The 12,655-nt window shown below is 70.3% G+C and carries 10 protein-coding genes; 2 read left to right on the top strand and 8 right to left on the bottom strand.

All coding sequences use genetic code 11. From position 1 onward, the window contains the following. Nucleotides 1–35: 35 nt before the first annotated feature. From HV826_RS34530 to HV826_RS34515, 4 genes are all read right to left on the bottom strand, one after another. Nucleotides 36–806 carry a hypothetical protein gene (locus HV826_RS34530; protein ID WP_176421281.1) on the bottom strand — a complete coding sequence of 257 codons (771 nt, stop codon included), beginning with the start codon at nt 804–806 and terminating at the stop codon, nt 36–38. 118 nt (nt 807–924) lie between these two features. Then, nucleotides 925–1,857: a Hint domain-containing protein gene (locus HV826_RS34525; protein WP_176421280.1), complete on the bottom strand. Its 933-nt coding sequence runs from the start codon at nt 1,855–1,857 to the stop codon at nt 925–927. A gap of 650 nt (nt 1,858–2,507) precedes the next feature. Then, nucleotides 2,508–6,023 (bottom strand): methionine synthase, encoded by a 3,516-nt coding sequence (gene metH, locus HV826_RS34520; protein ID WP_176421279.1) that lies wholly within the window; start codon nt 6,021–6,023, stop codon nt 2,508–2,510. Continuing rightward, nucleotides 6,020–6,916, bottom strand: a complete 897-nt coding sequence (locus tag HV826_RS34515) for a metalloregulator ArsR/SmtB family transcription factor (RefSeq protein WP_176413084.1) — start codon at nt 6,914–6,916, stop codon at nt 6,020–6,022. Before HV826_RS34515 ends, metH begins: the two co-directional genes overlap by 4 nt. Nucleotides 6,917–7,013: 97 nt before the next feature. On the opposite strand from HV826_RS34515, the gene HV826_RS34510 reads away from it, so the two are divergent. Then, the gene (locus tag HV826_RS34510; RefSeq protein ID WP_176421278.1) at nt 7,014–7,904 is read left to right on the top strand and encodes a patatin-like phospholipase family protein; all 891 of its coding nucleotides are present in this window, start codon (nt 7,014–7,016) and stop codon (nt 7,902–7,904) included. A gap of 3 nt (nt 7,905–7,907) precedes the next feature. Here the strand turns inward: HV826_RS34510 and HV826_RS34505 are convergent, their stop codons facing one another. Beyond that, complete coding sequence (locus HV826_RS34505) at nt 7,908–8,618, bottom strand: hypothetical protein (protein ID WP_176421277.1); 711 nt, start codon at nt 8,616–8,618, stop codon at nt 7,908–7,910. 297 nt (nt 8,619–8,915) lie between these two features. Here HV826_RS34505 and HV826_RS34500 point away from each other — a divergent pair, with 297 nt between their 5' ends. Further along, nucleotides 8,916–10,529 carry a S8 family peptidase gene (locus HV826_RS34500; protein ID WP_176421276.1) on the top strand — a complete coding sequence of 538 codons (1,614 nt, stop codon included), beginning with the start codon at nt 8,916–8,918 and terminating at the stop codon, nt 10,527–10,529. A gap of 74 nt (nt 10,530–10,603) precedes the next feature. Here HV826_RS34500 and HV826_RS34495 read toward each other — a convergent pair whose 3' ends face one another. From HV826_RS34495 to HV826_RS34485, 3 genes are all read right to left on the bottom strand, one after another. Then, nucleotides 10,604–11,047 (bottom strand): CoA-binding protein, encoded by a 444-nt coding sequence (locus HV826_RS34495; protein WP_176421275.1) that lies wholly within the window; start codon nt 11,045–11,047, stop codon nt 10,604–10,606. Continuing rightward, on the bottom strand, nt 11,044–11,949 hold the full coding sequence (locus tag HV826_RS34490) for a hypothetical protein (RefSeq protein ID WP_176421274.1): 906 nt from the start codon (nt 11,947–11,949) through the stop codon (nt 11,044–11,046). The genes HV826_RS34495 and HV826_RS34490 overlap by 4 nt, the downstream gene beginning before the upstream one ends. Before the next feature lie 79 nt (nt 11,950–12,028). Then, complete coding sequence (locus tag HV826_RS34485; protein ID WP_176421273.1) at nt 12,029–12,349, bottom strand: DUF2795 domain-containing protein; 321 nt, start codon at nt 12,347–12,349, stop codon at nt 12,029–12,031. Nucleotides 12,350–12,655: the final 306 nt, after the last annotated feature.

Here is a 12,655-nt window from a genome sequence, read left to right as displayed (position 1 = left end):
GGGCATGCGGAGACCTCGGGTGGGGGTGCCGGGCGTCATGGCTGTTTCGCGGCGAGCGCCCAGAGCGCGTCGTAGCGGGTCCGGGCGTGCTCGAGCAGCGCGCCCAGGCGGGAGCCGTGCAGGCCCTGCAGCATGGACTCGGCGCGCGCCCGGTCGTTGTGCAGGAGAATCATGAACAGCTCGACCTTGTCGCCCGACAGGGAGCGGCGCAGCTCGAGCTCCATGTCAGGGTCCAGGTTGTCGGCGCGCAGCAGCTCCTCGAGGTCGTTGAGCAGCGCGGGGCGCTCCGGGTTGTCCTTCCACTCGAGCGCGGAGCCCAGGAACTCCACCTGGTAGAGCCGCCGGAACTGCGCGTCCTCGGAGAAGGTCCGCTCCCCCGTGGCCAGCAGGTCCTGCTTCGCGGCATTGATGACTTCGCGGTCCTTGAAGAGGGATTGGAGCGACGCCTGTTCGTCCCCCTTGCGCAACACCTTGCGCTGCAGATGACGGAACTGCGCCAGGTCTGGGTTCGCGGCCATGACGCGCTGGCGAACCGCATCCAGCGGAGAGCCGGGCCGCGCGAGCGTGGGTGGCACCTGGCCTGAGGCCGGCGCGAGCGGCGTGTTGACCAGGAGGGTGGCCCCCTGGGTCGGCACCGGGCGCGGCGTGGGCACGGCGACGGCCGCCGGGATGGGCAGCGGCTCGGGCACCGCCGCCACGAGCGGAGCGGGCGGAGGCGCGTCAGACGACGCTGGGAGCAGCAGCCAGAAGACACACGCCGCCGCCAGCGCCAGGGCGCCGATGAGGGGCAGGACTGTCCTTGGCATGAGAGAGGAACGGGCCATCCGCGGTGGACCTCGCGTCTGTGATTCGGAGAGGACGGAGCCCCCGTGTCTGCCGGGGGCCCGGTCCGGAGCTGCCTGGGATTGAGGAGCGACTCACCCCTTACGGGATGAGCTCATCCGGGACGTTGACGCGGAGGATGAGGCGGTTGAGCTCCTCCACGTACTCGCTCTGGAATCGCCCGGAGCCGTTGAGGTAGCCCTCCGCCACGAGGATGTTGGAGGTCAGGTCGTGGGTGACGGGGCGCAGGTTGTAGACCTTGCCGAACCAGGCCTGCTGCTGGATGCCGGTGATTTCGTCCGTCGTGCCGTCCTGGCGGACCAGGTGCTCTCCGGCGACGAAGTCCTTGGCCTTCTTCATCGAGCCCTCGGCGGTGACGAGCGGGTGCTCGAGCGTCACGGAGAGGCTGCCGCCCGAGCGCGTCCGGAAGACGAGGATCTCCTGCTGCGCGGCGTCACGGTCCAGGGTGTAGCGCTCCACCGTGTTCGGCATCACTTGCAGGTTGCCGAACGAGGACTCCGGGGAGAGCGTGACGAGCTCGGCGGTGCCGGCCTCCTGCGCCTTCTGGATGGGAACGTAGCCGTCCTGGAAGAGCACCTTCTGGTCCGGGGTGTAGCAGCCCGGCTCGCAGACGCCGTCCATGACGATATGCACGGGCTTCGAGAGGTGGTTCAGCGCGTCAATCTGGTTGCCGGTGAGGGCGGCGGTGGCGGTGCCGGCCGCGCCAGGGCCACGCCAGGGCTCATAGCCCGTGTTCGGGTCCACATACACCGGATACACATGGGTGTTGAACTGGTTGAGGGCGTCCTGCGCGTCCTGGTTGTAGACGGTGGCCCAGAAGCGCTGATCCTTCCCGGTCGAGATGTTGTACGGGTCCGCGTCCGCCCACCGCTTCGCCCAGGACTGACGGCCGCGCGCCTGGTCCGAGGTGAGCTGGTCGAACGCGCAACGATAGTGACTGGGCACCCACGCCGCCGTGGCCTGCGTGGCGATTCCGAATGCAACTGCGAGCGTCGGCAGAAATGTCTTCTTCATGCATCCTCCTGATTGGAAAGACTCACGTCCCCTGTCGTTGAGAACGTGATGACGACAGGGACTGGCGCCCGCATCCTTGGCGAGGGCAAACGGCGCCCACCGCCCCCACTTCAGGTGCGGTTTTTTCCGCGCTGGGAATCCCGCGAGCGAGGGAGAACGACAGACGCCTCACGAACCGCCGACGGGCGAGGCCTGGAAACGTGCGTGTGAATGCCTGGGATTCGCTAGGAGAAGCGGGCGTCTAGGTGGCACCGAGCGGTCGGGAGCCCCACGGCCTCGCGGCCCAGCCAGGCGCCCTGGCGGGCGCGCTCCTGTCGGTACGACGCAGATGACAGCGAATCGCCTGGAGTCTCACGGCGGTGTCTCCCCCTCGTGGGCGGCTGGGCCGCCTCAACCACCTGAACTGCGGGAACGACACGCATCATACCGACAGTGAACTCTTAGGCAATGGCCTTTACTCTTTTTCTGCCATGTCGAGATGATATGGATTTGTGGCTTCCAGGGGCCTTGAAAATATACAACCCGGCACGAGGAACCTAGAGGAAACCCCTTACGCCGACCCTGGGTATATTTGCTTGTCGTTGCCTTCCCGCCGCGGGCGAGCGCTGCCCGGGCGGCGGGACGAATTGCCAGGAATCACTTCCGCGCCATCACGTCACGGAGAAGTACGACGCCTGCGGGTGGTGGAAGACGATGGCGGACACCGAGGCCTCCGGCTCCATCATGGAGCCGTCGGTGAGCTGCACGCCGATGTCCTCCGGCCGCAGCGCCGCGAACAGCTTCGACTGGTCCTCCAGCCGGGGGCAGGCCGGGTAGCCGAAGGAGTAGCGCTTGCCCACGTACTCCGCGCGGAAGCGCTCCAGCATCGTCATGTCCTGCCGGTCCGGCGTGCCCCACATGCTGCGAAGCTGCGTGTGCAGCAGCTCCGCGTAGCCCTCCGCCGTCTCCAGCGCCAGGGCCTGCACCGCGTGCATCTTCAGGAACTCGCCCTTCGCCTTCAGCTCCTCGGACAGCTCGCGGATGCCGGAGCCCGCGGTGACGACGAACATGGCCACGCTGTCCGTCGGCGCGCCGCCCTCCAGCGGGCGCAGGTAGTCCGCCAGGCACAGGCCGCCCTCGCGGTCCTGGCGCGGGAAGTCGAAGGACGCAATCTCCTTGCCGGACGCGCCGTCGAAGAGCACCACCCGGTTGCCGTCGCTGCCCGCCTTGTAGAACTGGAACACAGCGCGCGCCTGCATGAGGCCGCCGCGCAGGAAGCCCTTCAGCTCCTCCACGGCCTCCTTGAGGGCCAGCGCCTTGCGGCCCTCCTCCGTCTTCGCCAGCTCCGCCTCGGCCGGCGTGCCCAGCACGCGCGACGAGGAGCGCAGCCCCAGGTGCCGTCCGTACAGCATCACCGGGTTGATGAACTTCCAGATGTGGTCCAGCGGCGTGTTGGACAGCACGTGCCGCTCCCAGTCCGGCGCGGTCGGCACGGCGTCCAGCACCTTCACCTCGGCGCTGCGCCCGCGCGTCACCACCGCCGCCGGGGCCGGCCGCTCCTTCACCTCGCGCGCCAGCTTGTCCCGGCGGACCGCCAGCTCACCGCGCAGCTTCTCGTGCGAGGACGGGTCCACAATCTGCTTGGCCAGCTCCAGCCCGTTCATCGCGTCTTGCGCGTAGGCCACGGTGCCAGCGCCGTAGGCCGGGGCGATGTTGCGGTCCACGAAGTTGCGGCTGAGCGCGGCGCCGCCCACCAGAATCGGCACGTCCACGCCCGCGCGCTTCAGGTCCTCCGCGGTGGCCACCATCTGGTGCGCGCTCTTCACCAGCAGGCCCGACAGGCCCAGGATGTCCGGCTGGTGCTCGCGCACGGCCAGCACCAGCTGTTCGGGGGGCACCTTGATGCCCAGGTTCACCACGTGGAAGCCGTTGTTGGCCAGGATGATCTCCACCAGGTTCTTCCCGATGTCGTGCACGTCGCCCTTCACCGTGGCGAGCACCACCTTGCCGCGCATGGCCGCCTGGGCCTGGCTCATGTGCGGCTCCAGGAAGTTCACCGCCGCCTTCATGGACTCGGCGCTCTGGAGCACCTCGGCGACAATCAGCTCGTTGGCGCCGAAGAGGCGGCCCACCTCATCCATGCCCTTCATCAGCGGGCCGTTGATGATTTCCAGCGGCGTGTACTCCTGCATGGCCGCTTCCAGGTCCGCGAAGAGGCCGTCACGCGTGCCTTCAATGATGTAGCGCGGGAGCCGCTCCTCCAGGGGCAGCGTGCTCACCTGGACGCGCGCGGCCTTGCGCTCACGGAAGGCCGCGGCGAAGGGCGTCACCGGGTCCGCGCCGCGGTTGTAGAGCAGGTCCTCGGACAGCTTGCGCTCTTCGTCAGGGAGCGACGGGTAGCGCTCCAGCTTCTCCGAGTTGACCAGCGCCATGTCCAGGCCCGCCTGGACGTTGTGGTACAGGAAGACGGAGTTGAGCACCTCGCGGCCCGCGGTGGGCAGGCCGAAGGACACGTTGGAGATGCCCAGCACCGTCTTGCAGCGCGGGAAGCGCTGCTTGATGAGGCGCACGCCTTCAATCGTCTCCACGCCGCTGCCGGTGTACTGCGCGTCACCGGAGGCGCAGGGGAACACGAGCGGGTCGAAGTACAGGTCCTCCGGCTTCATGCCGTACTTCTTCGTCAGCAGCTCATACGAGCGCTCCGCCACCTCCAGCTTGCGCTGGCGCGTGACGGCCATGCCCACCTCGTCGATGCAGCCCACCACCAGGGCCGCGCCGAAGCGGCGCGCCAGCGGCACCACCTTCTCGAAGCGCTCCTCGCCGTCCTCCAGGTTGACCGAGTTGATGATGGCCTTGCCCTGGCAGTAGGTGAGCGCCATCTCGATGACGCGCTCGTCGGTGGAGTCAATCATCAAGGGCACGCGCACCTTCTTGATGACCACCTCCAGGAAGCTGCGCATGTCCTCCATTTCGTCCCGGTCCGGGTTGGCCAGGCAGATGTCGATGACCTGCGCGCCCCGCTTCACCTGCGCGCGCGCAATCTCCGACGCGTCGTCGAACTGGCCGGCGACGATGAGCTCCTTGAACTTCTTGCTGCCGATGACGTTGGTGCGCTCGCCCACGATGAGGGGCCGCAGCTCGTCCGTCACCTCCAGGTAGTCCACGCCGGACAGCGAGGCCCGGGGACGCGGCGAGCCCGCGCGCGGCTTCAGCCCCTGCACCGCCTTGGCCATCGTCTCGATGTGCCCCGCGTGCGTGCCACAACACCCCCCCACCACGTTGAGCCAGCCCTGCTCACAGAAGCGCCGCACGGAGCGCGCCAGCATCTCCGGCGTCTCCAGGTAGTTGCCATTCTCATCCGGCAGGCCCGCGTTGGGCACACACGACACGGGGAACGCGCTCATCGACGCCAGCGAGCGCAGGTGGTCCGTCATGAAGTCCGGGCCCGTGGCGCAGTTGAGGCCCAGGTACAGCAGCTCCGTGTGCTCCAGCGACGCGGCCAGGCTCTCCACGCTCTGCCCGGCCAGCATGGTGCCCATGGGCTCAATCGTGCCGGACACCGCCACCGGCAGCGCGTAGCCCAGCTTCTGGAACGCGCGCTCGGCGCCCAGCAGCGCCGCCTTCACGTTGCGGGTGTCCTGCGCCGTCTCAATCAGCAGGTAGTCCGCGCCGCCCCGCGCGAGCCCTTCGGCCTGCACCGCGAAGTTGTCCACCAGCTCCTCGAAGGTGATGCCGCCGGTGACGCTGATGGCCTTGGTGGTGGGGCCCATGGAGCCCGCCACCCAGCGCATGCGGCCGTCCTTCGCCTCGGCCGCGGCGGCGGCGTTGCGCGCCAGCCGGGCGGAGACCTCGTTGATTTCGAGCGCCTTGTGCCCCAAGCCGAACTCCGCCAGCACCAGCGGCGTGCCGCCGAAGCTGTCCGTCTCCGTCACGTCCGCGCCGGCCGCGAGGTAGCGCGCGTGGATGCTCTCCACCAGCGCGGGCCGCGTGAGGACGAGGTGCTCGTTGCAGCCCTCGTACTCCGGACCGCCGAAGTCCGCCGCCTTGAGGTCCTCGTTCTGCAGCAGCGTGCCCATGGCGCCGTCCAGCACCAGCACGCGCTCGCGCATCGCGGCCCGCAGGGCCTCCACGCGACGGCCATTCTCACCCGGAGGCAACGGGAGGGCAGCGGGGACAGGGCTCGTCATGACGGTTTGACTCCAGTCAGCAGGAAGACACGAAAGGGGCTGGCCCCGTCCCGGGCGTGCGTCTCCCGGGTCAGGGACGTGAAGCCGGCCTCGCGCAGCGCGGCTTCGAGGGATTCAGGCGCGAAGCCCAGGTGCCGGTGGCCCAGCCGCTCCAGCACCCAGCGCTCCTCGTGCGGCATCAACTCCAACAGCACCAGCCGGCCACCCGGCTTGAGCAGGCGGGCGGACTCGGCCAGCACCGCCTGCGGCGCCTCCACGTGGTGGAGGCTCTGCGAAATCACCACCAGGTCCAGGCTGGCGGACGCGAGCGACAGCCGGTGCAGGTCCTCGCGGAGGAAGCGGATGTTCTCCAGCCCCTCGCGACCCGCCCGCTCCCGCGCCTGGTCCAGCGCGTCCGCGTTCTGGTCAATGGCCCACACGCGCCGCGCCCAGCGGGCAATGGCCACGCTCAACACGCCGGTGCCGCAGCCGAAGTCGGCCACCTCCAGCGGCGGCAGCAGCGACGCCAGCGCGCCCGCCCACAGGAACCACGACTGCCCCGGCTCCAGCAGCCGCTCGTTGAGGGCCTGCCGGTCCTCGCGCGCGCGCAGCAGGTCCTTCAGCCGCGCCGAGTCCCCCGCCGCGTCCTCCGCCTGCCGCGCCATCTGGATGAGCGGCCAGCGGCCATCCGCCTGCTCCAGGGCCAGCGAGTAGTAGCTGTAGCCCGCGTGGCGCTCCTCACGCAGCAGGCCCAGGCCCTTCAGCTTGCCCAGGTGGTGGGACACGGAGGACTGCGCCACGCCCACCAGGGACACCAGCTCCGTCACGTTCAACGGGGCCTCTGCCACCAACCGGAGGATGCGCAACCGCGTCGGGTCTCCGAGCACCCGGAATGACTGGGAGAGCTCTTCCATATCGCCGCATCAACATATGTCGATACCGAACCCATGGCCAGTATTCTCTAGACGCGACGCGTTGCCTGTCCCCCGACAGTGGCGTACAGGGCGAAGCATGGCGACTCCCACCCAGACCTCGACTCTTCACGAGCTGCTCGCCGGCAAGCGGTTCGGACTCGTCCTCTCCGCTGGATATTTCGGCTTCTACGGTCACGCGGGCTTCCTCAAGGTGCTGGCGGCCGCGGGGCTCAGTCCTCATGCGTACGCGGGCACGTCCGCGGGCGGCATGGTGGCGGCCTACGCGGCGGCGGGCACGCCAGTGCGTGACATCGAGGAGTTGGTGCTGCGCCAGACGCGCGCCAACTTCTGGGACCCGGACCCCATTGGCGCGGTGCTCAACGCGGACGCGGCCGGGCACGGCCTGACGGGCCTGCTCAAGGGCGAGCGCTTCCGCAAGCTGCTGGACGCCACGCTGCCGGTGCGCACCTTCGAGGAGCTGCCGCACCCGCTGCTGCTGGTGGGCGCCAACCTCACGCTGGGCAGCCACGACGTGTTCACCTCGGGTGAGCTGGCCCCGCGCGTCCACGCGACGTGCGCCTACCCCGGCTTGTTCCGCGCGGTGCCCCTGGAGGGGAGCCTGTACTGGGACGGCGGACTGGTGGACAAGGCGCCCGCGCTGTCGCTGCACGAGAGCGCCGCGGGCGCGGAGCTGGACGCCATCCTCGTGCACTACCTGCCCAGCAAGACGCGCAAGGTGGTGGGCGGCCCCATGGCGTACGCGCAGGGCCTGGCCGCGGGCTCGGCGGCGCTGCGGCAGGACCACTTCCGCCTCCAGCTCACCGTGCTGGAGCAGAAGCAGGTGCCCGTCTACGTCGTCGTCTCCAACCTTCCGCCGGTGTCCCCCACCACCATGGAGCGCGGCTTCGACGCGCTGGACCAGGCGAAGCTGGCCGCGGAGCGCGCCCTGGCACGGCCTCCGGTGCCCTTCGCGCAAGCGGAGTGGTGAGCCTCAGCGCAGCCACACCATGAGCAGCGCGGGCGTGGCGGCCACGAGCACGCCGGCCCCGAAGGCCAGCAGCACCTGGAGGAAGAAGAGGTCCTCCAGCGTCTCCACCAGCGTCAGCTCCACCCGCTCGATGCCCAGCGTCTCCAGGTTCCGCACCGCGGTGGCGGTGTCCGGCGCGGAGACGACGGCGCGCAGGGCCAGCGCCCCCAGGACGCGGCGGGACTGCTCCATGAGGAAGCGCTCCACCTCCGCCATGCGCGAGGGCGGCGCTTCGCTCCGGGCCTGCTCGGCCTGACGCAGGTGCTCACTCACGGATTCGTTCACGACGCGCGACAGCTCCTCGCGCGACAGCGAGCCCGTGCCCTGGAGCCGCCGCGCCACCTGCACCGTGACGGGCTTGAGCACGGCGTACACGCGGCCCACCACGCCCCGCTCCCGGGCTTCATCGGCCAACCGCCCTGACACCGCCCACAGCATGAACGCGTAGCCACCCGCCACCGACAAGGCCAGCGGCGGCACCACCGCGCTCAGGATGAGCTGCCACGTGGGCGCGGATGGAACGCCCAGCCACCGGGGCAGCGCGTAGGTGGCCGCAGCCACGCCGAGCCCCACCAGGCCGAAGAGCGCTCCACCTTTCAGCGCGCCCCAGAGCCCCACGCCCATCAACCGGAAGGCCACCAGCAGCCCCTGCCCCACCGCGCCTGAGACCCGCATCGACCGACGCTCCCAGGACGGAAGGACCGCCCTTGTCCCCCGCCGCGGCGAAAAGCCCGGTTCCAGGGTGGGCCCACGATTCCACGAGGACTGTCCTCGCGCCAGTGACGCTTCCCGTCGGCCCGGACGCACGCTTCCTGCCAGGGGGCAAGGCGCTGTCGACCTCCAGACACATGCCGCCGCTATCCTGTGATTTCATGACAGACCGGAAATGCAAGATGTCCGCGTGATTCGGGCTCCTCGGTGCACACGCGGGGTCCGCCTCACGGCCGTCCCCTTCTCGATGTGGAGGCAGTCATGACGACGTCCTCGTTCTTGTCGATGCGACCCCTGCGGTACGCGATGTTGTCCCTGTCGGTGCTGGCCTTCGCGCCTTCGGCGGCGGCGGCTCCGCCCTCGAAGTCCCTGAAGCCCCGCGCGCTCGTCGCCAAGCCCACCGGGCGCGAGCTGGCCGCGGACGCCTACGTGGAGCGCATCGTGGTGAAGTTCCACGAAGGCAGCCGGGTGCGCCTGCGCGAGCAGCAACTGGTGGCCCTGACGGCGGACCGGGACGCAGCGGAGCGCTCGCTGCTGGCCGGGCGCGGCCTGGGTGATGCGCGCCTGGAGGCGGACCTGAGCCACGTGATGTCGCTGCTGGAGCGCGCCCCGCGCACGGGCGCCGTTGCCCGCCTGTTCGACGAGGCCGAGTCCACGCTGGAGGCGCGCAAGGCCACGGGTGAGCGGCAGAGCGGCGAGCAGCTGGCGGACCTGAACCTGTACTTCGAGGTCCCCCTGATGCCGGGCACCACCTCCGAGCGCGTGACGGACCTGGTCGCCGCGCTCAACGCGCTGGACGGTGTCGAGGTGGCCTACGCCGAGCCGCCGCCCGAGCCGGCCATGGTGAACTTCGGCATGGACGCGGCGGTGCGCGGCCTGCTGGCGGCGGCGGATATCCCGCCCACCACGCCCTCCTACGAGAACAACCAGGGCTACCTCAACGCCGCGCCTGGCGGCGTCAACGCGAGGTACGCGTGGACGGTTCCGGGCGGCCAGGGGCAGAACGTGAAGGTGGTGGACGTCGAGGGCGGCTGGCGCACCACGCACGAGGACATGCCCGACCTCTTCCACATGGGCGGTACGCAGTACGCGGACCGGGGCTGGCGCGACCACGGCACGGCGGTGCTGGGTGAAATCGTGGGCGCGCGCAATGCCTATGGCGTGACGGGCATCGCGCACCAGGCGCGGGCGGGCTACGAGTCCATCGGGGCCCAGAGCACCGCGAGCGCCATCACCAAGGCGGCCACGGCCGCGGGCCTGGGGGGCATCGTCCTCATCGAGCTGCACGCTCGCGGCCCCGCGGACGGCACGGCGTGCACGTGCAACACCAGCCAGTGCAACTACATCGCCATGGAGTACTGGCAGGCCAACTACGACGCCATCAAGACGGCCACCGCCAACGGCGTCATCGTCGTGGAGGCGGCGGGCAATGGCAGCGCCGACCTGGATGCGTCCGCGTACGGGAGCGTGTTCAACCGCAACACCCGGGACTCGGGGGCCATCTTCGTGGGTGGCAGCACGGCCACCACGCGCTCGCCCATGTGCTGGACGAACTTCGGCAGCCGCGTGGACGTGCATGGCTGGGGTGAGCGCGTCTACAGCATGGGCTATGGCAACGTGTTCGGCTCCAGCTACGGCGAGGACCAGTTCTACACGTCCAGCTTCAGCGGCACCTCCAGCGCGTCCCCCATCGTGGTGGGCGCCGCCGCCAGCGCGCAGGGCGTGGCCCTGGCCAACGGCCGCCGCCTGACGAGCGTGCAGATGCGCTCGCTGCTGCGCGCCAACGGCACCCCGCAGGCCGCCAACGCGCGCCAGATTGGCCCGCTGCCGGACCTGGCCAAGGCCCTGCCCAAGGTCATCTCTGGCAACTACTGAGCCGCATTCCCGGCACGCGCCCCCACCCTTCTCCATGCGGGAGGGGTGGGGGTGCGCCCCTGACGGCGAAGTGACTACCGCCCCCCGTAGCGGCGGTGGTCCACCATCAGGCAGCGGTCCTGCACCACCTGGATGCCCGCCTTCGCCAGCTTCTCCGCGGCGGCGTCGTTGCGGATGCCGGACTGGAACCACACCGCCTTCGGCTTCTTGGCGATGAGCTCGTCCACGTGCCCGTCGATGTCCTGCGGCCGGCGGAACACGTCCACCAGGTCCAGTTCGCCGGGCACATCCGTCAGCCGCCGGAACACCGGCGTGCCCAGGATGTGCGTCACGTCCGGGTAGTAGACGGGCACGGGCACCACCTCCACGCCCGCGCGCGCCAGGTAGTCCGGCACGTAGTAGGCCGGCTGCCCGGACTGCTGCTCCGTCTTGATGCCCAGCACCGCCACCCGCCGCGCACGCTTCACCACGCGCTCCACGCCCGCTTCGTCCTCGATGAGGTTCTGCTCCCAGCTCATCGCGCCTCCTCCTGGAGCCCCTCTGCCCGGGACTCCGTCGTGACAGTCCACGCTTCGCCCGCCACCGTCGCCCGCACCGTGAGCTGGCGGCTCACGGGCATGAAGCGCCCCCGGCCCACCAGCTGCTCTCCCTGGCAGGACACGCCCGGCGTCAGCTCCGGCCGACCCGCCATCACCCACGCCTCCGACAGCGCGTCCGGCGCGCCCGCCGGCACCGCGTCCAGGCAGCGCAGGCCCAGCACCACCGCGTCTCCCAGCGGCGTGTCCCGCGTGCCTTCGACGGTGCGCTCCAGCACGTAGGCCACCTGGCCGTCCCCCACGGGCACCCGGTCCACCACCCAGCTCCGCTGGCCCTCCACGAGGTTCGTCTGGAAGAGGCCGGAGAACTTCACCTCCCACTCACGCCGCGCCCGCGTCTCCAGGGCCTCGGGTTCGAAGAAGCGCTCCAGCACGTCCGCCTCCGCGCCCGCGGGCGCCACCTGGCGGAGCGCCTCCTGCGCGGCTTCGGGGGCCACCAGCTTCACGAAGGTGCCATCCGCCGCCAGCCACGCCTGCAGCGTGAAGCGCGCCAGCACGTCCGCCACGCCGGTGGGGACCTCCTGGCCATTGCGCGTCAGCCGCGAGCGTGGCACGTCCTGCGCCAACAGCCAGCCCCCTTCGGAGGGCGTGAAGCGCGTCCGCGTGGTCAGCTCCACTTCCTCTCGCAGGGTGTCACCCCGCCGCTCCACCGAACGCACGCTGCGCTGCGTCTCCGTGAGCACGCGGTCCACGGGCGGCTGGAAGTCCAGTCGCACCGACGCGGGCCGTGGCTCCGAAGGCGACACGGAGAGCGGCGCCTTGTGACTGCAGGCGGAGACGGTCAGCGACAGGAGAAGACGGGACGTCAGGGGGCCGGGGCGCATGCGCGGTCGCACGCTGGCAGAAAGCGCCCGCGCCCGCGAGCGCTTCCACCAGGCCTCCCCTCCCCCAACGCCCACCGGTTCACGGATGACGCGTCTGGCCGTCCGGTGCGTGCTCCACCCGGTCCCGCCCGAGGTTGCTGCGGTCCCGGTTCACCCCGTCATCGTCGTCCCTCGAGCCCCCCATGGCGGAGCGCCGGGACGCCTCGGAGAGGTCCCGCTGCACGGCCTCGCGGGTGGCGTACTCGCGGCTCGGCAGGCACTTGAAGAGGTTGATGACGTCGGGGGGAGCGCCTGCGTCAGCGGCAGCCGCCACCAGTTGCTCCCGTTCGACGGGGTACTCCACCGCGTCGAGGTGCGGGGTGATGGAGAGCGCAGGATCCTCCGCGAATCCATAAGCCATCGTCTGTCTGCCTTTCCGCCAGGGCGCCCTGGCCCCGGCCCCGGTGCGTTCGTGTGCAATGACAAGGTGGGGATGGCCGGGGCGCGGGACCACCCGGGGCGCCCCCGTCCCAGCCCCTGTCCAGCCAGGGGGCCAGCCGCCCCGGCCCCTTCCCGGGCTAAGGTGTCGTCCCGCGACGCCTTCCTCGCCGCCGATGCCGCTCGGGAGACGCTCCTCAAGCAGCAGTCGGGCGGAGACCTCTCCGCGGAAGAGCAGGCCTTCACCGACGCCGCCTCCGCCAACCCGAAGCACAAGTCCGTGCTGCTG

Source organism: Myxococcus sp. AM010 (assembly GCF_013372585.1).
GTDB classification, from domain to species: Bacteria; Myxococcota; Myxococcia; order Myxococcales; family Myxococcaceae; genus Myxococcus; species Myxococcus vastator.
Note: the sequence above shows the minus strand (reverse complement) of the source record. Positions and strands in the feature narration are given on the sequence as shown.